Annotated in this window: 24 protein-coding genes and 1 tRNA gene; 19 read left to right on the forward strand and 6 right to left on the reverse strand. The window is 59.3% G+C overall.

The window, feature by feature from the left end; all coding sequences use genetic code 11:
* Nucleotides 1-134: 134 nt before the first annotated feature.
* A complete protein-coding gene (locus U1700_RS11460; RefSeq protein ID WP_443025938.1) occupies nt 135-860 on the reverse strand; it encodes a Bax inhibitor-1/YccA family protein in 726 nt (241 codons plus the stop codon).
* 206 nt (nt 861-1,066) lie between these two features.
* Here U1700_RS11460 and U1700_RS11465 point away from each other — a divergent pair, with 206 nt between their 5' ends.
* Genes U1700_RS11465 through U1700_RS11500 form a run of 8 tightly spaced genes read left to right on the forward strand, consistent with a single transcriptional unit; the run spans nt 1,067 to nt 6,630 of the window.
* Nucleotides 1,067-1,969: a heme o synthase gene (locus U1700_RS11465; RefSeq protein ID WP_332753009.1), complete on the forward strand. Its 903-nt coding sequence runs from the start codon at nt 1,067-1,069 to the stop codon at nt 1,967-1,969.
* Nucleotides 1,970-1,973: 4 nt separating this feature from the next.
* Nucleotides 1,974-2,117 (forward strand): hypothetical protein, encoded by a 144-nt coding sequence (locus U1700_RS11470; RefSeq protein ID WP_332752788.1) that lies wholly within the window; start codon nt 1,974-1,976, stop codon nt 2,115-2,117.
* The gene (locus U1700_RS11475; RefSeq protein ID WP_332752789.1) at nt 2,114-2,671 is read left to right on the forward strand and encodes a cytochrome c oxidase assembly protein; all 558 of its coding nucleotides are present in this window, start codon (nt 2,114-2,116) and stop codon (nt 2,669-2,671) included. Before U1700_RS11470 ends, U1700_RS11475 begins: the two co-directional genes overlap by 4 nt.
* A 32-nt stretch (nt 2,672-2,703) precedes the next feature.
* Nucleotides 2,704-3,516, forward strand: coding sequence for a cytochrome c oxidase subunit 3 (locus U1700_RS11480; RefSeq protein ID WP_332752790.1), 813 nt, complete (start codon nt 2,704-2,706; stop codon nt 3,514-3,516).
* Nucleotides 3,513-3,875: a DUF983 domain-containing protein gene (locus U1700_RS11485; protein ID WP_332752791.1), complete on the forward strand. Its 363-nt coding sequence runs from the start codon at nt 3,513-3,515 to the stop codon at nt 3,873-3,875. Before U1700_RS11480 ends, U1700_RS11485 begins: the two co-directional genes overlap by 4 nt.
* Nucleotides 3,875-4,519: an SURF1 family protein gene (locus U1700_RS11490; RefSeq protein WP_332752792.1), complete on the forward strand. Its 645-nt coding sequence runs from the start codon at nt 3,875-3,877 to the stop codon at nt 4,517-4,519. The genes U1700_RS11485 and U1700_RS11490 overlap by 1 nt, the downstream gene beginning before the upstream one ends.
* The gene (locus tag U1700_RS11495) at nt 4,516-5,745 is read left to right on the forward strand and encodes a M16 family metallopeptidase (protein ID WP_332752793.1); all 1,230 of its coding nucleotides are present in this window, start codon (nt 4,516-4,518) and stop codon (nt 5,743-5,745) included. The genes U1700_RS11490 and U1700_RS11495 overlap by 4 nt, the downstream gene beginning before the upstream one ends.
* 9 nt (nt 5,746-5,754) lie before the next feature.
* Nucleotides 5,755-6,630 carry a class I SAM-dependent methyltransferase gene (locus U1700_RS11500; protein ID WP_332752794.1) on the forward strand — a complete coding sequence of 292 codons (876 nt, stop codon included), beginning with the start codon at nt 5,755-5,757 and terminating at the stop codon, nt 6,628-6,630.
* 60 nt (nt 6,631-6,690) lie between these two features.
* Here U1700_RS11500 and U1700_RS11505 read toward each other — a convergent pair whose 3' ends face one another.
* From U1700_RS11505 to U1700_RS11515, 3 genes are read right to left on the reverse strand one after another with little or no spacing between them, the layout of a single operon-like run.
* Nucleotides 6,691-7,326: a heme exporter protein CcmB gene (locus U1700_RS11505; protein ID WP_332752795.1), complete on the reverse strand. Its 636-nt coding sequence runs from the start codon at nt 7,324-7,326 to the stop codon at nt 6,691-6,693.
* Nucleotides 7,323-7,880 (reverse strand): heme ABC exporter ATP-binding protein CcmA, encoded by a 558-nt coding sequence (gene ccmA, locus U1700_RS11510; protein ID WP_332752796.1) that lies wholly within the window; start codon nt 7,878-7,880, stop codon nt 7,323-7,325. The genes U1700_RS11505 and ccmA overlap by 4 nt, the downstream gene beginning before the upstream one ends.
* A complete protein-coding gene (locus U1700_RS11515) occupies nt 7,877-8,290 on the reverse strand; it encodes a metallopeptidase family protein (RefSeq protein WP_443025939.1) in 414 nt (137 codons plus the stop codon). The genes ccmA and U1700_RS11515 overlap by 4 nt, the downstream gene beginning before the upstream one ends.
* 87 nt (nt 8,291-8,377) lie before the next feature.
* On the opposite strand from U1700_RS11515, the gene U1700_RS11520 reads away from it, so the two are divergent.
* From U1700_RS11520 to U1700_RS11560, 9 genes are all read left to right on the forward strand, one after another.
* Nucleotides 8,378-8,468 (forward strand) — tRNA-Ser (locus U1700_RS11520).
* Between the two features lie 174 nt (nt 8,469-8,642).
* Entirely contained in the window at nt 8,643-9,917 is a 1,275-nt protein-coding gene (locus U1700_RS11525) for a tyrosine-type recombinase/integrase (protein ID WP_332752798.1), read from the forward strand.
* Nucleotides 9,918-10,371: 454 nt separating this feature from the next.
* Nucleotides 10,372-11,784, forward strand: a complete 1,413-nt coding sequence (locus U1700_RS11530) for a hypothetical protein (RefSeq protein WP_332752799.1) — start codon at nt 10,372-10,374, stop codon at nt 11,782-11,784.
* Nucleotides 11,785-12,046: 262 nt separating this feature from the next.
* Complete coding sequence (locus U1700_RS11535) at nt 12,047-12,781, forward strand: hypothetical protein (protein WP_332752800.1); 735 nt, start codon at nt 12,047-12,049, stop codon at nt 12,779-12,781.
* Nucleotides 12,782-12,845: 64 nt separating this feature from the next.
* Nucleotides 12,846-13,202 (forward strand): hypothetical protein, encoded by a 357-nt coding sequence (locus tag U1700_RS11540; protein WP_332752801.1) that lies wholly within the window; start codon nt 12,846-12,848, stop codon nt 13,200-13,202.
* Entirely contained in the window at nt 13,195-13,500 is a 306-nt protein-coding gene (locus tag U1700_RS11545) for a hypothetical protein (RefSeq protein WP_332752802.1), read from the forward strand. The genes U1700_RS11540 and U1700_RS11545 overlap by 8 nt, the downstream gene beginning before the upstream one ends.
* Before the next feature lie 830 nt (nt 13,501-14,330).
* Nucleotides 14,331-14,864, forward strand: coding sequence for a hypothetical protein (locus U1700_RS11550; RefSeq protein WP_332752803.1), 534 nt, complete (start codon nt 14,331-14,333; stop codon nt 14,862-14,864).
* Entirely contained in the window at nt 14,830-15,498 is a 669-nt protein-coding gene (locus tag U1700_RS11555) for a hypothetical protein (protein WP_332752804.1), read from the forward strand. Before U1700_RS11550 ends, U1700_RS11555 begins: the two co-directional genes overlap by 35 nt.
* A gap of 79 nt (nt 15,499-15,577) precedes the next feature.
* Entirely contained in the window at nt 15,578-16,789 is a 1,212-nt protein-coding gene (locus U1700_RS11560; protein ID WP_332752805.1) for a Shedu immune nuclease family protein, read from the forward strand.
* A gap of 26 nt (nt 16,790-16,815) precedes the next feature.
* Here the strand turns inward: U1700_RS11560 and U1700_RS11565 are convergent, their stop codons facing one another.
* Nucleotides 16,816-17,697 (reverse strand): S1 family peptidase, encoded by an 882-nt coding sequence (locus U1700_RS11565; RefSeq protein ID WP_332752806.1) that lies wholly within the window; start codon nt 17,695-17,697, stop codon nt 16,816-16,818.
* A 743-nt stretch (nt 17,698-18,440) separates the two neighbouring features.
* The gene (locus U1700_RS11570; RefSeq protein ID WP_332752807.1) at nt 18,441-19,076 is read right to left on the reverse strand and encodes a hypothetical protein; all 636 of its coding nucleotides are present in this window, start codon (nt 19,074-19,076) and stop codon (nt 18,441-18,443) included.
* A gap of 93 nt (nt 19,077-19,169) precedes the next feature.
* On the opposite strand from U1700_RS11570, the gene U1700_RS11575 reads away from it, so the two are divergent.
* The gene (locus tag U1700_RS11575) at nt 19,170-19,562 is read left to right on the forward strand and encodes a sulfotransferase (RefSeq protein ID WP_332752808.1); all 393 of its coding nucleotides are present in this window, start codon (nt 19,170-19,172) and stop codon (nt 19,560-19,562) included.
* A gap of 11 nt (nt 19,563-19,573) precedes the next feature.
* Nucleotides 19,574-20,875: a spinster family MFS transporter gene (locus U1700_RS11580; protein WP_332752809.1), complete on the forward strand. Its 1,302-nt coding sequence runs from the start codon at nt 19,574-19,576 to the stop codon at nt 20,873-20,875.
* Nucleotide 20,876: the final 1 nt, after the last annotated feature.

A 20,876-nucleotide genomic window follows, 5' to 3' on the forward strand; every position in this document is an offset into this window, starting at 1 on the left:
CGTCTCCTTGCGCTCGGATCGAAGAACAAACTTCCCAACCTCATGGATGGGTTCAACTCGCTTTGCACCCGGTAACGAAAAAGGCCCGACGGATCACTCCGCCGGGCCCCTTTCTCTTGTCTCAGGCTGACGCCTTAACGGCGGTTGCCCATGAAGCTCAGCAGGAACTGGAACATGTTGATGAAGTCGAGATAGAGCGTCAGTGCGCCCATTATCGCCGTCTTGCCCATCATGTCTGTGCCCGCAACATAGGCGTACATGCTCTTGATCTTCTGCGTATCGTAGGCGGTGAGGCCCGCGAACAGCAGCACGCCGATCGCCGAGATCGCCAGGCCGAGCGCGCTCGACTTGATGAACATGTTGGCGATCATCGCGACCAGGATCCCGACCACGCCCATGATCAGGAAAGTGCCGAAGCCCGACAAATCCTTCTTGGTGGTGTAGCCGTAAAGGCTCAGCGCCATGAAACCCGCCGCGACCGCGAAGAAGGTCTGCGCGATCGAGGTGCCGGTGTAGACAAGGAAGATCGACGACATCGACAGGCCCATGAGGAACGCAAAACCCCAGAACAACGCCTGCAACTTGGCGGTCGACATCCGATTCTGGCCAAAGCTCATGATCATCACGATCACCAGTGGGGCAAAGATGATGACGTAGCGCAGCGGCGTGCGCAGCACCTGCTCGGCCATGCCCGAGGTGAAGAACAGCATCGCGACGACGCCGGTGAGCAGCACCCCCGACGCCATGTAGTTGTAAACCGACAGCATGTAGGACCGAAGGCCCGCATCACGAGCGACGGTCGGAACACCCACCGAAGCGGTATTCGCGCCAGTCATGCGCGGGTCGAACTGGTTCTCCATTTCATCTCCTCTTCCGGAGGGGCCTCAACGACATGCCTCCGTATGAGCCATATATCGGGAATATCGGGGTCCGCTTCAAGAGAAACCCGACATGGGCGGGCCAAGCCGAGTGCAATAGCCCATCGCGGGACTTTCCTCTTCGCCGCCAACTGCCTATGAGCGCCTCCGTGATCAGTCCCGATCTTGTCGACCCGCCCAGCCAGCCGCTGACCGCAGCCGAGCCCTTGACCGCAGATTGGCGCGACCTGCTCGCGCTGACCAAGCCGCGGGTCATGACGCTGGTCGTCTTTACCGGGCTGTGCGGACTGATCGTCGCGCCGGTTCGCCTGCCGCTGGTGCTGGCCTTCACCGCCGTGCTGTGCATCGCGCTTGGCGCAGGCGCGGCGGCGGCGCTCAACCAATGGTATGAGGCCGATCTCGACGCGCTGATGAAGCGCACCGCGGGGCGACCGCTGCCAGGCAAACGGATGGACAAGCAGGCGGCGCTCCACTTCGGGGTGGGGCTTGGCGCCTTCTCCGTGCTGCTGATGGGGCTGGCGACCAATGTGCTCGCCGCTGGGATATTGGCGGTGTCGATCCTCTTCTATGTGTTGATCTATACGGTGTGGCTGAAGCGCCGGACCGCGCAGAACATCGTTATTGGTGGGGCGGCAGGCGCTTTTCCGCCACTGATCGGTTGGGCTGCGGCGACGGGTGACGTGACCCTGCTGCCGATCCTGCTGTTCGCGATCATCTTCCTGTGGACCCCGCCACATTTCTGGGCGCTGTCGCTGTTCATCAAGAGTGATTATGCCGCCGCCGGGGTGCCGATGCTGCCAGTGGTGTCGGGGTTCACCTCAACCCGCCGCCATATCGCGCTCTACACCATTCCGATGATCGCTGCGGCGATGGCACCGTGGGTGCTCCGCCTGACGGGGCTGGTCTACGGGATGGCGGCGATCCTGCTCAACCTGGTGTTCGCCGCGATGGCGCTCCGCGTGCTGCGAAATCGTACGCGCGACACTGCGGCAATGCAGCCCGAAAAGCAGCTTTTTGCCTATTCCATCGTATATCTGTTTGCGCTGTTCGGGGCTCTCGTCGCCGACCGGCTGATGCCCATCGGGATGTAATTTGATGAGTGACCTGCCCTCGATCGACCCCAACGCCGCGCTGCGCAAACGGCAGCGCGACCGCTCGCTGATCACTGCGGCCCTACTGTTCGGATTTGTCGCGCTGGTGTTTGCCATCTCCGTGGCCAAGATCAAGCTCAACTGGTGAACTCCCCCGCCGTCTCGCTCGACGCCCGCAACAAGCGGGTCGCGCTGTTCGCCGCCCTGTTCGTGGCGGCGATGGTCGGGCTCGCCTTTGCAGCGTCGCCGCTGTACCGCGTGTTCTGCGAAGCGACCGGGTTCGACGGGACTACCGGGCGCGCGCTCAAGGCTCCAGGCGCGGTCGCGGGACAAATTTCGGTCCGCTTCGACGCCAATGTCGATCCCAAGCTGGCATGGCGATTCGAACCCGAACAGGAGCGAGTCGTCGTCCGCCCGGGGGCCAAGACCCAGATCTATTATGACGCGACCAACCTTACCGCGCGCACAATCACCGGCCAGGCGGTGTATAATGTGTCGCCGACCCAGGTCGGAAAATATTTCAACAAGATCGCCTGTTTCTGCTTCTCCGAACAGACGCTGAAGCCGGGCGAGCATGTCCGCATGCCGGTGATCTTCTTCGTCGATCCCAAGCTCAAGACCGACCCCGACACTCGCGACATCGACGAAATCACGCTCAGCTACACATTTTACCCGGTGGAAACCGCTTCAAGCAATCGCTAGAGGCGGTTCGATAAGACTGTAGGGACACGAGAATGGCCGGCTCCAAGAACCACGACTATCACATTCTGGCGCCAGACCCCTGGCCGATCATCGGAGCCTTTTCAGCGCTCGCGCTGACCGGCGGCGGGGTCATGTGGCTCCATGCCAATCCCTATGGCAAGTTCGTCTGCCTCGCCGGGCTGGCGATGGTGCTGGTGACTTTCTACAGTTGGTGGTCGAACACCATCAAGGAAGCGCATCAGGGTTTCCACACCCCGGTTGTGTCGCTCCACCTGCGCTATGGGATGATCCTGTTCATCGCGTCGGAAGTGATGTTCTTCGTCGCCTGGTTCTGGGCTTTCTTCGATGCCTCGCTGTTCCCCAGCGCGGCGATCGGCGGGCACTGGCCGCCCAAGGGGATCGAGGTTCTCAACCCGTTCGCTTTCCCGTTGCTCAACACGCTGATCCTGCTGTGTTCGGGAACAACGGTGACCTATGCCCACCACGCGCTGATCCACGGCAACCGCAAGGGGCTGAAGGTTGGGCTGGCCGCCACGATCGCACTGGGCCTGTTGTTCACCTGCATCCAGGCGTGGGAATATGCCCATGCGCCGTTCGCCTTCAAGGGATCCATCTATGGGTCGACCTTCTTCATGGCGACGGGCTTTCACGGCTTCCACGTCATCGTCGGGACGATCTTCCTGATCGTCTGCCTGGTCCGCGCCAACAAGGGTGACTTTACGCCGAAGCAGCACTTCGGATTCGAAGCCGCAGCCTGGTACTGGCATTTCGTCGACGTGGTATGGCTGTTCCTGTTCGTCACCATCTACGTCTGGGGCGGCTGGGGCGCGCCGGTTCACGGTTGACCTTTGAAGCACCGAGCAGGGCCGCCGCAGCGCTGAAGGGACTTTGTCCCCGATGCGGGGCAGCGTCGCTGTTTTCGGGACCGATTGCTTTCGCCAAGACATGCGCCAAGTGCGGGCTCGATTTTGAAGCGTTCAACGTCGGCGACGGCGCCGCGGCGTTCCTTATCCTGATCGTCGGCGCGATCCTGACGGTGGGCGCAATCTGGCTCGAGCTGGCGGCGAGCCCGCCCTATTGGGTGCACCTGATCTGGGTCCCGATCGGGCTTGGCCTGACCGTGGGCGGGTTGCGCATCGGCAAGGCACTGCTCATCTTCCAGGAATATCGTCAAGTCGCGCGCGAGGGAAAGATCGTCGAATGATGGCCAAGCGTCCCCTGCCTCTGATCGCCAGCCTGGTTGTTGGCGCCGCAGTGCTGACGATGGTTGCGCTGGGCTTTTGGCAGCTGCAGCGGGCCCAGTGGAAAGACGGCATCATCGCGCAATATGCGCAGGCGTCGAAGATGCCGCCCATCTCCTACCCAACCCTGCCGATCGCGACCAAGGATCTGCCGCTCTACCGCTACGCCACGGGCAATTGCCTGGAGGTTGTCGGGCGGCGGACGGTGGCGGGTAGCAATCGATCGGGCGAGCCCGGGTTCGCGGTGGTCGCCGACTGCCGCACCGGGGCGGAGGGGCCGGGGATTGCGGTGGTGATCGGCTGGTCGAAGGATCCGAAGGCGGGGACGAACTGGAAGGGCGGGCCGGTCAGCGGCATCATCGGGCCCGACGCGGTGACGCGGATGCATTTGGTTGCCGACGGCGCCGCCCCGGGGCTCGAGCCCGCCTCCCCGCCGAGCGTCGAGTCGATCCCCAATAATCATCGAAGCTATGCGGTGCAGTGGTTCCTGTTCGCAGGCGTGGCGCTGATCATCTACCTGATCGCGTTGCGGCGGTTGCCGGTCAAGGCGACACGATCGGACACGGTATCGGCCGATGCCAAGCCGCCGGAAACAAACGGCAAATGAGCGCCTCGCTGCATCGGCTTGGTAACGGCCTGACGGTCGCGACCGACCCCATGGCGGGGGCGCAGTCGGCGGCGGTCGGGCTGTATGCCAGCGTCGGGTCGCGGTCCGAGATCGAGGGGCTTGGCGGTCTGGCGCACCTCGTCGAGCATATGGTGTTCAAGGGAGCGGGCGGGCGCGATGCCAAGGCAATTGCCGAATGTATTGAAGATGTTGGTGGATCACTCAATGCGTGGACGGCGCGCGACCAGACAGCGTTCCATGCGCGGGTGCTGGGCGCGGACGTCGGGCTGGCGCTGGGGCTGATCGCCGACCTGGTGCGGTCGCCGAAGATGGACGAGGGTGAGTTGGAGCGCGAGAAGCTGGTCATCCTGTCCGAACTGGGCGAGGCGATGGACCAGCCCGACGATTTGATTCACGATCATCTGTTCGAAGCCATGTACGGGCGCCAGCCGATCGCGCGGCCGGTGCTGGGGCGCGAGCCGACGATCCGCGCGGCGACGGCGGCGGACTGCACTGCGTGGCTGACCGACGAGTATCGCCCTGAGCGGCTGGTCATCGCGGCGAGCGGGGCGATCGATCCCGACGACATAGTGGCGATGGCCGAGCGATTGTTCGGCGACCTGGAGCCGGGCCAGGTGCCGGTGGTCGCGCCAGGCCAGTTCGTCGGCGGGGCGCGCCACGACCGGCGGGCGTTCGAGCAAGCGCATTGGGGCTTTGCGATGGAAGGACTAGTGGCGACCGATCCGCGCGTGCCCGCGCTGGGACTGTTTACCCAGGCGGTCGGCGGCGGAATGTCGTCGCGCCTGTTCCAGCAACTGCGCGAGGAGCGCGGGCTCGCCTATTCGGTTTATGCGTGGAATCAAGGATATAGCGACACCGGCCTGTTCGCGGTCAATTGCGCGACCGACGCGAAGAAGGCGGGCGAGGCGATGGCGCTGGCGCGCGATATCGTCGCCCGCGCCGCCGAGGATCTGAGCCAGTCCGAGCTCGACCGCGCACGGGCGCAGATCGAGGCGGGGCTGTTGATGAGCATGGAGACGGTGCCGGGGCGCGCCGATCACCTCGCGCGGTCGATCGAGGTGTTCGGGCGGATTGTTTCTCAGGAGGAAGCCGTCGCCGAGCTTCGCGCCGTGGACGTGGCGGCGGCGCGGGCAGCCGGGGCAGCACTGCATGTCGGTCCCGTTGCGGTCGCCTCGATCGGCAGCAAGCTGGCGCTCGCGGCGTAGGATCGGTTCGTGGACCTGACGACCATCGTGACCGAGCCGTGGCCCGATTTCGGACTGATCGACTGCGGCCATGGACGCAAATATGAGCGTTATGGCGACGTCCGCGTAGTGCGGCCCGAACCGCAGGCGATGTGGGCCCCGGCGAGCAACGACTGGGACCCGGATGCGACCTTTGTACCCGGATCGGACGAGGACGGCGGCGGGCGCTGGGTCCAGCATCGGCCAGTGGCGGCGAGCTGGCCACTGGCGCGGGGCGCGGTGCGCTTCCATGCCGCGCTGACGCCGTTCCGGCATCTGGGGTTCTTTCCCGACATGGCGCCGCAATGGGACTGGATGCGGGCCAAGGTCGCCGAACGGGGCTCTTCGGACGCCGAGGTGCTCAACCTGTTCGGTTACACCGGGGTTGGCACGCTGCTGTTGAGCGAGGCCGGGGCGAAGATGGTCCATGTCGATGCGTCGAAGAAGTCGGTCGAGGGCGGACGGGCCAATACGGCGCTGTCGGGAATGACCGACCGGCCGATCCGCTGGATCGTCGACGATGCGGCGAAATTCACGGCGCGCGAGGTGCGGCGCGGGCGGCGCTATGACGGGATATTGCTCGACCCGCCCAAGTTCGGGCGCGGGCCCGAGGGCGAGATGTGGCGGCTGGAGGAGCATCTGGCGCTGCTGCTGGGCCATTGTGTGAAGCTGCTCGATGGCGAGAGCCAGTTCCTGGTGCTGACGGTTTACGCGGTGCGGATGTCAGCGCTGGCGATCGGCGAGCTGTTGCGGCAGTTGACGAGCGAGCTTGGCGGGACGGTCGAGGTGGGCGAGATGGCGGTTCGCGAAGAGGCTCGCGGGTTGCTGCTTCCGACGGCAATTTTTGCGCGTTGGAGTAAGGACTAAGTCCGAGCCGCGTGTTGTTTGTGGGCGCTCCGCTGCGCTTTGCTTGGCCTGTACTTCGCATCAAGTCCTCGCTGCCCTGATCGCGGCGCCGGTGACGAACGGGGCTCCGGCCACCAGCAACAGCGACACTGCGCCTTCGAGCGCAAAGGCCGAACCGCCCTGCCCGCTTGCCGCTGCGCCGAAGATCAGCAGGGGGACCGACAGGGGGAGCAGCAGGAGCCCGGCAAGCGCCCCTGCCCGCGACAGCCCGGCAGTGAGCGCGGCGACCGCGACGGCGAGCGCGGCGAGGCCGGGGGTGCCGATGGCGAGCGCGATCAGCGAGCGGGTGAGCGCGGGCGCATCGAGCCCGAGGAGCAGCGCCGCGGGGAGCGTGGCGATCAGCAGCAACGGCCCGAAGGCGAGCCAGTGGCCGACGAGCTTGGCCGCGCCGATCGATTCTTCTGTGACGCCGCGGAGCGCGAGCTGATCGAGGATGCCGTCGGCGCGGTCGGGCTCGATCAGCCGCTCGATGGGGAGCAGCGCGGCGGTCAGCGCGGCGATCCACAGCCCGCCGGGGCCGATGCGGGCGAGGAGGGCGGCGTCCGGGCCGACCGCGAACGGGATCAGCGCGGCAACGATCAGGAAGAAGGCGAGCGGGAGCCACGCGCTGGCGGTGAGGCCGCGGCGTACTTCTCGCACAGCGATGGCGGCGATCATGGCGTCATGTCGAGGGTGCGCCACTCGCCGCCGAGTGCGACGTGGCTTGCGGCGAGGACCGCGCCGCCCGAGGCGCGGTGGCTGGCGATGGCGTGGGTCAGGCGCGCGATGCCGTCGTCGTCTAGGCCGTTGAGGGGCTCGTCGAGCAGCCACAAGGGCGCGGCGCTGGCCATGACCCGGGCGAGGCGGGCGCGGCGCAGCTGGCCGGTCGAGAGCAAGCGGACGGGGACTTGCGCGAGATCGGTCAGGGCGAAGGCGTCGATGGCGGTGAGAAGGGGCTTGCCTTGACACCACCAGGCGAGCGCGCCGCCGAGCGTTCGGTCGCGATCGAGGGCGATGCCCTCGTCGGCGAGCGCAGCGGGAGCGCTGCGGGTGATCGTCCCGGCGGCGGGGGCGAGAAGGCCGGCGGCAAGGCGGATCAGGCTCGACTTGCCGCTGCCGTTGGGGCCGGCGAGGCGGAGCGCTTCACCGGGCAAGAGCGCGAATGACAGCGCTTCGAACAGCAGGCGGCCGCCGCGCATGCAGGCCACCCGGTCGAAGGCGATGAGGCTCAAGAAGCGGTGCCCTCGAGCGCATGGATGGCGTCGTCGTCGAGCCCGAAGTGATGACCGACCTCATGGATGACGATGTGGTGAATGAGGGTGGCGAAGTCCTCGCCCTCCTCAACCCATTCGTCGAGGATCGCGCGGCGGTAGAGCGTGATGCGGTCGGGCATGGCGCCCGAGCCCACCGCGGCCGATTTCTCGCCGATGGGGATGCCTTCGTAGAGTCCGGTAAGATCGAGCGGATGGTCGATCTGGAGCGCCGACAGCGTCTCGGCGTCGGCGAGTTCCTCGATGCGCAGGACGACGTCGTGGAGATGCTGGTCGAACGGCGGGGGGAGCGCGGCGAGGGTCGCGCGGGCAATCGCCTCGATCTGGGCGGCGGTGGGGGGATGGCGGGGATGGGTCACGCGTGGCGTCATAGGGGGATTGGCCGGGAGCGGGCAAGCGTCGAGCGGGTTGCGGCAGGCGCGGGGGCTCTCTACAGCGCGCATCTTCCAGTGCAATGCGGAGCGGTGGCCGAGTGGTCGAAGGCGCTCGCCTGGAAAGTGAGTATACGCCAAAAGCGTATCGAGGGTTCGAATCCCTCCCGCTCCGCCACCGGCCTTAGCGAAAAACCGCTAAAATCCGCTAAAACCCAATAAAAACAATAAACTAGCAAGCTGGCTCGCTCAAAGTTGGCCCTCCGCCGTTGTCTCTGTGAGTTTGCTGCTTTCCCCTACCCGTAGTAAGAAAAGGCGTCAGAAACGATTTGTTGGCTTCAGGGGCTAAAAAATGGCGGAAAAGTTTAATCTTTTGTCGGCTAAATTTGCGGCAAGCGACAACTCTAAGGCCGGTTCTTACGCCGATGGTCGAAATCTCTACCTTCGCGTCGGTGCGTCCGGCTCCAAATCATGGGTGTTTCGCTGGCATTATGAAGGCAAGCCAGCCGAGCTGGGCGTCGGCCCATTTGCCAAGCTTGGCTTAGCGGCGGCGCGGGAAAAGGCTGGCGAACTTCGCGAAGCGGTTGCCCTTGGCGCGTCAAAGGAAGCTTTGAAGCAACTCATTAGGCCCAAGCCCGAACAACCGGACGAGCGGACCTTCAAATTCTACGCCGAGCTTGTGATTAAGCAAAAGACGGCTAGCCCGAAATACCGTTCCAAAAAGGCCCTTGGCCAATGGACGCAAACTCTAACCCGGTATGTCTTCCCCACAATCGGGCATAAACGACCCGGCGAAATCACGGTTGGCGATATTGCCACCGTCCTAGCGCCATTGTGGGAAACGAAGGTCGAAACTGCCACCCGGCTTCGCCAAAGAATGGAAACGATAATCGACTATGCGTTGGCGGTTGAGGACAGTGACAGCAACAACCCGGCTAAGTGGAGCGAGAGGCTAAAAATCCGACTTGGCGGCGACGCTGAAAAGAACGTCCAACATCATAAGGCTGTGCCCTACCGCGACATTCCCGGCTTGATGGCAACGCTTCGCGCCAAAGATAGCACAAGCGCCATGCTGCTACGTTATTCCATCCTAACAGTGGCCCGTTCCGGCGAAGCTCGCGGGCTGAAATGGGCCGAAGTGAATATGGCCAAGCGGACGGTGGTTATTCCGGCTTCGCGAATGAAAAACAAAAAGGTGGCGCATCGCATCCCGCTCAATGACGAAGCGGTTGAAATCCTAGATGCGATGGCGACGCGACGCGTTGAGGGACAAGAGCTAGTCTTTGCCAGCGGCGTTGGTCCGGCCAAACCCAAAGGCGTTCCGCTAAGCGATGTTGCCGTGGCGAAGGCGTTGCGGCTCGCCTATCCGGCCCCTGAAGGCGAGCGACCCTTCACGCCACACGGCACGGCGAGGTCGAGCTTCCGCGATTGGGTTGCGAACGAAACCAACTATTCCCCTGAAGTAGCAGAATGGGCGCTTGCCCACATTCAAACTGATAAGGTTGTTAAAGCATATCAGAGGTCAGACTTGTTCGACAAGCGCGTAACCTTAATGGCGGCATGGGGCAATTATATTGCTGGCAAAGCCAACATTAGTAGTATCGTGAATAGTAAGTCGGCTTACTAGTCTGGCTAGTCAGGCGGAATACTAAGACAGAGTATCGTCTTTACTACCCTTTTTCGACCTGCGCCGTCATTTTTGGGGTTGACGGCAGACAAATACGAGCAGATGCAAGGGTTTCTTCGCAAGAGAAAGGCCCTACCGTGCAAATCGACAGCGACATTCCGCTACCTAGAGACTGCTTCGCGCCGTCTATAGTTGCTAATCCAATGCCCGAAACATTTACAATTATCCAAGCTAAGACTTTGCTTAATTGTGGGCCTAGCAGCATCTATAAACTAGTCGCGCAAGGCGACATTATCATTATCAAGGTTCTCGGCAAGTCCTTGATAATCGGATTGCGCGAATTCATTGAGCGCAAAGCCGCTGAAGCTCGCCAGCTTAGAACCTCATAGCCCCATAAACGAAAGCGGCCCTCTCAACCGGGTGAGAGAGCCGCCATTCAAGAAAGCTGTTCATCGTGACTGAACAACCCGGCCCGCATAGCAAAATCGCGCGAGCATCGCAAGCATCGCCCGACCTTGTGTTAGACATAGCGCAATCTCTATATGATGGCGCACACTATCCCGACGAAGACATAGGTTTAGCTGGCGCGATTGCTTACCTATCTGGCAGGGTTGGCCGTGCTTATAATACGCCAACTAATGCTGGTCTAAATCAGTATATTCTGCTCTTGGCTTTAACAGGCATGGGTAAGGATGCCGTTGCTAGCGGAATATCCAAGATAGATGCGGCTATAGCTATCAACTGTCCAAGCGTAATCGACTTTAAAGGACCGGGCGAGCTTGTTAGCGCCCCCGGCTTAATCAAGTGGTTAGACCATAAGCCTTGTGTTCTAAGCGTGGTTGGCGAGATTGGTAAAATGCTGAAGATGATGCTGGCCCCCAACGCGCCGCAACATCTAAAGAGCTTATACCGCGCGTTGCTCCAATTGTATTCTAAATCGGGGTATGGCGAGACGTTCGACCCAATCGCATACAGCGACCGCGATAAGAATACCGGCGTCATTGCCAGCCCCTCACTGACTGTCTTTGGCGAGAGTGTGCCAGCCGCCTTTTATGAGGCTTTGGACGAAGGAATGATTGGCGACGGCTTGTTGCCTCGCTTCATGGTTTTTGAGGCGGTAGGGCGGCGGCAATACCGGCAAAAGTCGGCGGCGAATTATCAACCCCCGGCTCCCCTAGTCCAACATCTTAGCGACGTAACTGCCCATTGCCTTGGCTTGATGCACCGCCGCGAGTGCCAGCGGGTCGATTGGACGCCTGAAGCTGAAGCTCGCTTTGACGAATTCGACAAATGGGCGACCGACGCAATCAATGCCGAGAAAAGCCAAGTCACACGCGAGCTTTGGAACCGGGCCAATCTGAAGGCTCTAAAGCTGGCGAGCGTGCGGGCAATCGGGCAAAACTACGTGAAGCCCGTCATTACGCTTGCCCACACAGATTGGGCAACAAACCTCATTGTCGCGCAAACCAACAACCTCATCACTAAATTTAGCAACGGCGAAGTCGGCGAGAAAGCTGGCAATCAGTCCGAGCAACAACGGCTCGTTTTGTGGGCAATAAGTGAATTCCTGCAAAACTATAATGACCTAGAGAAATTCTTTCCCGGCAATCGTGGCTATGAATACGCCTCGCAAGGCGTCGTTCCGTATGCCCACATTAGTCAAAGAATTGCTGGCTATGCCGCCTTTAAAAATGACCGGCTCGGCGCAAGAAACGCCCTAAAGAACACAATCAATGAACTGCTAAAGGAAAACGCCTTTATTTGTGAGGTTCCGGCCGCACAAATGGGAACGATGTTTGGCGGCAAAGGTCGCGGCTTCATTATGGCCGAAAGTCAAGCAATTCTGCAAATTCTCAACCGCACTTAGGATGCATTTAGGACGATGTTAGAAGACAAAAACCGCAGTTTTCGGGCGATTAGAAGGATTAGGAGATTAGTTTGGAAATACATCAAACCTCCATTTAATTTCGACCCAAAAATTGAACTCTTCCTATAGACTGTCTTCTAATCATTCTAATCTTCTAATAATGCAAAAAAAAGGAGAAAACAGCCATTTATTCATTAGAACGTCGCAACCTAATCCATGACAACCGCCCTAATGTGGGCAGCTACACTAAAGGAATTGTTCAATGTCTGATATAATCATTCCTAGCGACAAGGACCAAGTTCTTGTTCCGGCTTCAAGCTTTGCCGCCACCTCGCAACCCCCTGTCAGCTATCCCGAGCAAGCGCACTTTGGCTATATTCCCGAAAGCAAAAACCGGGCGCTCAACTCGGCTCGCCAGTTGCTTCAGTCGGCGCAAGAGCGCGACGTTAAGCGGCTAAATGAGTTGCGGGAAAACCCGGACCCTCGCCAGCCCATTGCGGCTCAACGCGACGAATTGGCCAAGGAAGCTGGCAAGGGAAAGGCTGGCTTTCTCCAAGCCCATGACAGCGCCATGAAGACGTTGGCCGATGAGATTAGCTCTAATGAGGCCCATATCGCGGCGATGGGCGGCTTTACCGTCAATCCGCAAGCGGCCGAAATTCGCAGCGTCATTCGCAACTTGGACCTGCAAGAGCGCGAAGCTTTGATTGGCAATGCGGTTGAAAGCCTAGACGAAGGGTTGCTCGCTTGCGTCATGGGCAGTCACCCGCTCACCCTTGGCGTGTCGGCTGAATTTATGGCGGCGCAACGCAACCGCTATCTGCAAAAGGTTGTGCCTGACTATTTGGCGCTTCGCGACACCTTGGCCAGTGCGAAGTCCCGGCTTGAAACTGCCAGGCCTCTTGTCGAAGCGACCTATGACAAGGCCGGTTCGGGGATTGAAGAATTCGCCGAACAAATAGCCCGCGCTTCAGCACTCCGCACAACGAAGCACTAACTCCACAAGCCGTCGCGTTGGGGTAAGCTTTGCGACGGCTCATTTTCAAAAGGAATGAGCCGTGTTGAACAGTGAAGAAATCGAGCGGATAGAACGCTACAGCGTCGAAAGCCAACGACATAGATACAGCGATGCTGAATTGTGGGCATGGCTCATTGAGCTTAACGAACGCGATAATGAAGTAGTCCAGCTACTCCCGACTGCATATAACCGAGCGTCTAAAAGTTGCGCCTATGGTAAAGTTTGGAACCGGCTTATTGTTGAGTTGAACGCCAACCAACCGATGAAAGACTTGATAGTCTGGCATCTTCAGCGGCGCGGCGATGAAACCGTAACCGATTGGCTTAGCCAAAATGAGGAACGGCAACGCGCGCTAGCGGCGGCGGCTCAACGCAAGGCGTGGAGATTTGATAATGACTAGCACCGGCTGGCTAACCCCGCCTCAATCTACAGCGCTTGCCAACGCGGGAACGCACCCGATGGCGGTAAACAGCGAAACATCGGATGACCCTATCCCTAAAGCTTCGTCAAGGCTGCGCCTTTCGACCGTTGCCGACGTGAAAAGGCAGATGCGCCTGATCTTCATTGAAGCTCGCAATGGGGAATTAGCCACCGCAGAAGCCAGCCGCTACATATGGATGCTCGATCGGCTAGCCAATCTCATTGCGGACAAAGAGTTAGAGGAACGTATCTCGCAACTCGAAAGCGAGCATGATTGATGGCTAAACGAGCGGCCCTTCGCACTCGAATTGAACGCTTGGAGCGGCGCAAAACACGGCGTCCGTTCCCGCGTCTCATTCTGGCGATTTACGGGCAACCCGTCGAAAGCGTCATCGGTTATCGGAACCGTGGCGTTGTCGCGATGCGAACGCCGGGGGAGCCGCTAGACGCGCTAGAGGCCCGCGCATGGGCCTTGGGAAGCGCATTTATCCTAGAGTCGCTGTATCGGCCGGAAAACCGGCCTAGCGCCGCCGTTGCCGCGCCCGTTTCCGACCCGCCCATGCGAGCCGAGCGCGCGGACCCCTTCGCCCTTGCTGGCATTGGGCGCGAAGCAACGGCTGAAGAATTGCTGGCAATGGGCGCGGTTCGCGCGCCGCCCGAACGGTTGATTTGAGCGTGCGGCGGATTTGCCGTCCGCCATCCGGCACGCTTAAGCCACTGAAAAGTCAACGCCTTCGGTGAAAGAGCTAGTAAATTTCTTACTGCCTTTCTTACTGGCTATCGTTGATTGGAACTTTGGCGTGAATGCAGCATCGCCACTTTGCCACCGTCTGTTGCCCAGCAGTTTCATCCACAAAAAAATTTATGTTCCGCCTTTGTTCTTGAGTCGCGTTGTGCCATACAATGCGGCCAATCAGACTGAAGGCATATTCGAATGCAAAATCGATCCCACGCGGTGATGGCCCAAAGGACTGAAGCCAAGGACAGCCGGGACGATTTTCCCACGCCTCCGTGGGCTACCAGAGCGCTAATCGAACATGTTTTGCTACCTCGCTCTCCAGACTTGCGAAACCAAACATGCCTAGAGCCAGCTTGCGGTGCTGGGCATATGGACAAGGTTTTGCGGGAATATTTCACGACCACATCTGCATCTGACATTTTCGACTACGGGTATGGCAAGGTGTTGGATTTCCAGACGGCCCCGTATGAAGTTTCATCTTTCGACTGGGTAATAACAAATCCGCCTTTCAACCTTGGCGAAGACTTCATCAATCGAGCCAGAAAGATTGCCCGCCGTGGCGTGGCCATCCTAGCTAGGACCGTTTTCATCGAAAGCGTTGGGCGTTATGAGCGCTTGTTTCAGCCCGACCCGCCCGCGGTTTTTGCTCAATTCGTTGAACGGGTGCCGATGGTCAAAGGCCGGTTGGACAAGAAGGCTTCGACCGCGACGGGCTATGCTTGGTTTATTTGGCTCGATGAGCCAGTGACTTCGACAGAATTGGCTTGGATTCCGCCGTGCCGGAAGTCCCTCGAAAGAGCCGAAGATTATGATATGCCTGCCACACGGCGGAATACTTCCGTTGTCCAGCGGGAGTTATTCGACGCTTATGCCGATACTGGATATCTTAAAGCCGCTGGTTGACACCACAGTTGACGCGCTGGCCGCAGTCGAATTTAGGCCGGACCCGATTGCCGGGACGCTTTTCTCTCGTATGACCAGCGTTCTAAGCTCGGCGTACAAGCGACACGGCCCTATCATCGAGAGAGCAATCGTTGAGCGCTTGAGGGAAAGCGACCGCTACACAGTTTGGGGCGTCGACAGATTTGGCGTCCAACAGCAAGCGTCCACAACGGTGGCAGCGGCGGGGAATAATCCAGCTACCTTGGCTAATACGCATTTGCCCTATGTTGGCGACCACGCTGGCGACACCCAACTTCAAATCGATGCGGTGGTGTTCGACCATGAAACTAACATCGTGTCGGCCTACGAAATCAAACGCGGCAATGGTCATTTCGATGCTGGCAAACAGCGTTCAATGAAACGTGATGCTTTGATTGCGAAAGTGCTTTTACAAGACCATTGCACGGGACGCGGCCATGCTGCTGTCGGAAGCCGGTCACACATCATCTTCTATTACGGTCTACGCTCTATTCCGGCTCCCTTAGGCATCATCGGGGCAGAGCTTGATGATCATTTCGGGATGCCAGTTTGGGAAGAGGTCGAAACGGTGAATGCGTATTTTCGCAGCCGCCTTTTTGAAATCATTTCCCAATAGATGTTTGTGGGGTGGGGAGGACAATTTTGTTGAACAACTGGCTTTGGACTGAGCATAGCTCTGTTATCAAATATTGAGGGTGAATTTTGTGGCGTGCAAAATCTGTGAGCCATTAGCGCAGGCAACGAACCTTAAGGCTCCGCATGTCATTAGAGCATGCATAAAGTGCGGCGCCGATTATCCCGTTCTTGAGCTCGGAGCCCACGGCATAGGCATTGAGATAAAAGCCGGCGACAGGTTCGTAATGCCGGCGGACTTCATTAAGCTCGCGGCCAATCCATTGAAGGCATCCGGTCAGTTGACACCGTCCGGTTTGGACATGTTCGCCGAGCTAGTCTTTGGGGTGGAAATTGCCAACGTAGAAGCAGCAAAGGATTTTTTGCCGGTTTTAGAAAAAATTCAGGAGGCAAACGAAGAATTTTTCAACGAGAGCGACAAGCTCGCCGGGATAGACATTGCACATGAGATCGGTGCGGACGCGGTTGAGCGCTTAAAAGCTGACCCTCACTCGGTTGAATGGTGGGGCTTGATGGCAGCGGTGTCCTGCGCAGGCGCAGCAGATAGCATCAAAGCAGGAAATGCAGCGGAGGCGGCTTGGTATATGGCTACAGCCGAGCGCTTTAGGGCACTGGCCGTATTTAAAGAGCATTTTCATGAAGTTGTATTTATGGGCCACTCTGCGGGGAGACTAATCAAGTTAATAAACGAATGGGACGCTAACAAGACAAATAGCGATGAAGGATTTTGGCAGATAATTCTCGGTGATCATTCCTATGCGTTTTCGCAGCTTTTTGCCGCTCCTGTCACGTTTATCCAAGGAAAGGCTTACGTTGGGGGCACGCAACTCGACGGCAAGGATGCACGTTATCTTGATTTCATGCTGTCGGGCGGCAATGCCAACCATGCCATACTAGTAGAGATAAAGTCTCCTACGACAAGGCTCCTAGCCGGTCGCTATCGGGGCAATGTCTATCCGCCAAGTCGGGAACTGGGGGGCGCGGTTGTTCAGGTAAATGACTACTGCGACACGCTACGCAAAAATGTGGATCAGATAACCCGCGAGAGAAAAGTTGAGCTAAACACATTTAATCCCCGGCGAATTGTGCTCATCGGCAATTATGATGCGGAACTTACCACGCCAAAGATGCGGGCAGCTTTCGAACTTTTCAGAACCTCGCTTTCAGGTATTGAAATCGTCACCTTTGATGAGTTTTTCCGAAAGGTGGAGCAGCTGGCAAAGCTGTTCAACATCGTTAGAACAAAGCCGTCAAATGCCGAGAGTACCAGATAGCAGCATTAAGCCGACTTGGTTGAGTACTAGCGCGGTCGGACTCGAGCCAAGCCGATATTTGCGGCAAGTATGAGTGGAATTCGATTGGCGTAAAACACATAGGGCGTCTGGGCCCCTATGTGCGGATGGGAGAGCCTGCCTGCATAAACACCAACGAAGCTAGCCCGCACAACAGCGTCGCCCTCGATCCGTATATCGGTAGGTTGCGAGGCGTCGTGGAAAGCTGTTGGCCCAATTTGCATGCGCCAGACCGGCGATCCAGAAAAGCCCGGTCCAGTAGCCGCATCCACAAGAAAGATGGGCTTGTTGTCTATGGGCACCACGGGGTCCGATGCCAATGCCCCTGATCGCCAGATTGGCAGCATGAGGCCAGTCACCATAGTCGTCGGATAGCCTATCACAAAACACTGGAATCCGACCTGGGTAAACATATCATCGAATTGGCCGAAGGCTGGATCATCGTTGATGCAAAACACATCCGACCGTCCGATATCGATGGGCAGCGCAGCGATGTCCGTTCTTAGCTTGGCGAACTCAGGGTCGTCGGCCCAGCGGGGCGAACCCTTGCCGTCGCGAAGCGGAAGAATTCGGGCATCTCTTCCAAAATGGTTTGCTGACCCAACACCGAAGTTGACCTTAATCTCCGACGGTTCAAACAAATTAGGAGATAAGGGCGAATCATCGAAGGGGTTTAGTCCGGTCAGCACGTGTCTTGCCGTGATCAGCCAAAGCCCGTCCGATGCCCGCCACATAAACCCCGTCCCGTGCGATACCGTCCGCCCACTGCCATCCTTCGCCAACTGCTCGATGAGCACCACCGTCATTGAGATAAAGCTAATGCTCGCTTTGGGGAACTGGGCAGGGAAGCTAGCTCCGAGCGACCCGCCGTATTGGAGCGTGTAAGACATGCCACAGCCTAATTGCTGCGCCTCACATGGGCAATGATCTGGATTAGCTTGACGTGGCAAGCCGTGTTGCGCACCGGCTAGACACCGATATTTTCTCTCAGCATCGCTCCCACAAGGTTGGGGAACAGGGGAGAAGTCGAACCCGCTAGCGGCGGTCTAAACATTTGCGAAAAGACCGAGCTTTGCTGGCTCCCAATCCGGCTCTAATTCCTAGTCAGGCTCCGAACGATTGTCAGAAAAGGCGTCAGAAATATATTTTTGGCGCTGCTAGTTTGAGTTTAGTTTCAACGTCTTAGCGGGGCCAATTGGCTCCCTCCCGCTCCGCCATGCACCCGTCGAACTCGGCTCTGACTGAGTTGTGCCCCCCAAAAATGGCGCGGAGCCGCGCCGTACTGCGGGTGCAAAGGGCGTTACGCGCCCGTTCCAAGCCAGATCTCAGGCGAGTTTTTCTGGCCTTTCGGGACCGAGTCTCTGTCGCGTAACGCACACACACGTTTTCACCTCTAAGCCTGTTCAACCTGATCGGGGCGTTTTGCGCCCAATGGCTGCAACCTCCCGGTTGTAGCGCGACGCGAAAAGTGCCGTGATTCGAGGACTTTCGCTCTGCCTCAGGCGCTTCGCCGTGCGCGTCTGCCTGCGCTCCTGAGTATAAGCAGGTAGATCTGAGGTCCTGTTATGGTGATCCTCAGGAGGGTCTCAGGACCTGTTTAATTCCCGAATCCGAGCATCTGGCGCTAGTCCTGCTAGTCGAGGGGGAGCGGCGTAGCCAGCAGTGCACTCAGTGTCAGGCCGGCCGGCTGTTTACCCTCGAGGATCGCTCGCTGCAGATCCGGCGCAAGGAAGCCCAGCGAGGTGAGCTTGCGCAGATAGGGATCGTCGATGCCCTTGGGCTCACAGACCCGACCCCGCTGATCGGTCATGTCGATGCCGCATCGCTGCAGTTCCGAGTGTGCGTGCCTGAGTCCGGCAATGAATGCCCGGTCGGGCTGCGCCTTGCGGTGTCCGGCCGCCTGATCGAGCCAGGTCCGCCCGCCACGGTTAAAAAGCGTCAGCAGCGAGCAGATCTGTAACAGTCCATCGGCACTGGGGTCTACGCGATCCGGAGCCAATATGTTGTTCGTCCAGTCTTCGTACGGCGCAAGTTGGACCTGGACGACCAGCGAGCCGCGGTGAACGGTCACTTTCCTCAGGATCGTTGTCAGCTCAGAAATGGATGCCAATGGCTTACCGGACCAGCCTCGAAGGCGTCCAAACACGGCGTTTTCGATGACCTTGGCAGCAATGCGGCTGCCAGTACCGCATCTGGACTTACAGCCTGCCTGCAGTGGTGACGACACATGATAGAGGTAGCGGCGGCCGTGCCGATTGCGGCCGCGCACGATTGGCTTGCTTGTATCAACGAAAATCTAGATCGTGCGTCGTGGTATCCCCTCCCGCGTGGAGGGGCGGGGAATGCAATTGAGGAATGATTGATGACGCTGACGGCGCGGTTCTCGACGGACAGCGAAGATCGGCTCCGCCGCGCCAAAGGAATGCTACAGAACGGGCGCATCGCGGCGCTGGGCCTGTACAAGAGTCTGCTGGCCAAAGCCTCCCACAGGCTAGGGGTCAACCTCACCCTTGGCCATGCGCTCAAGAAGGTTGGCAAGGCGCTCAAGGATCGCGGCGACCATGTCCGGCTGATGGATCATTGGAACGCTGTGTTGCCGGGCCAGGTGTTGCGCGTCGATTACCGGGATGTTGTCACCAACTTTGAGCCGCAGGTGAGACGCCTACTCGACACCATCGGCGTGCCGTCCGATCAGGGCTGCCTTGACTTTCGTGACAACGAGCACGTTCCTGAACCCGTCAATATGCAGCTGTGAAGGACGAAGATATGGCCAGTGTAATTATGGCTGAGACTAAACGTGACCCGACGTTCAAACTGCGCTGGTACATTCTGATCATCACGATGCTGGTTTACACGATCAACATCGCCGATCGCTACGTCATGTCGACGGTGCTGGAGCCGATCCGGCTCGAGCTAAAGCTGACCGACGGCGGGATCGCCTTTTTGACGGGTGTGTCGCTGGCACTGTTCTATGTGACGATGGGTATTCCGCTGTCGTGGGTCGCAGACCGCTACAATCGCAAGAATTTACTCGCCGCATCGATCGCTGCTTGGTCGATCATGACGACGATGTGCGGCCTGTCGCGCGGCTATTCGCAACTGCTGCTGGCACGGATGGGGGTGGGCATTGGCGAGGCTGGCGGGACGCCGGCGTGCAATGCCATCATCGGCGACTATTTTCCGGCGGACCGGCGGCCGATGGCGATGACCATCTTCGCACTCGGCGCGCCGATCGGGGCGTGGCTTGGGGCTGACATGGCAGGTGCGGTGGCGCATGCCTATGGCTGGCGAGCGGCATTCCTCGTTCTTGGCGTGCCCGGCGTGGTCCTCGCGCTAGTCGTCTATTTCACCGTCAAGGAGCCGAAGCGCGGCCAGCTCGACGCGGAATCGGACGCCGCTGCCCCAACATTGATGGAGAGCCTCAGGTTCATCCGTTCTCAGAAAGCGGCATTTCACGTGATCATGGGCAGTGGCGTGTCGGCGCTGTGGGGCTGGGGCCTGATGTGGTTCACCCCGACCTTCATTCAGCGGACATATCACCTGGACGTTGGAGCGGCGGGGGCAGTCGTCGGCCCAATCCACCTTGTAATGGGGATTTCAGCTTCGTTGTTGACGGCGTGGCTGCTTGCGCGACCCGCATTCGTCGATCCGCGGCGGATCGTCTATCTGCTTGGCGCGGTGACGGGGTTGGCGACGATCCCGTCGATTATCGCATATTATACCCACTCTCTCCCCGTCGCGACGGCGATGTGGTGGATATTCATTCCGGCAATTTATTTCTACATCGGGCCGGCATTTGCGCTTGGCCAGAATTTGGCGCCGCCACGGATGCGGGCGATGTTCACCGCGATCGCGCTGCTCGTCGCCAACGTCTTCAACCTGATTGTCGCGCCTCAGGTGGTGGGGTGGATGAGCGATTATTTTGCCGGACCAGGCGGCGCCGACGCGGCATCGCTGCGCACTGCGCTACTGATCCTCGCGCCGACCGGCTTCTGGGCGGCTTTCCATTACTTCGCGGCAGCCAAGACGATCATCGCCGACCAAGAGCGGGCGGTCGGTCATGCCTGAA

This window comes from Sphingomonas sp. RB1R13, assembly GCF_036663775.1.
In the GTDB taxonomy this organism is placed as follows: domain Bacteria; phylum Pseudomonadota; class Alphaproteobacteria; order Sphingomonadales; family Sphingomonadaceae; genus Sphingomicrobium.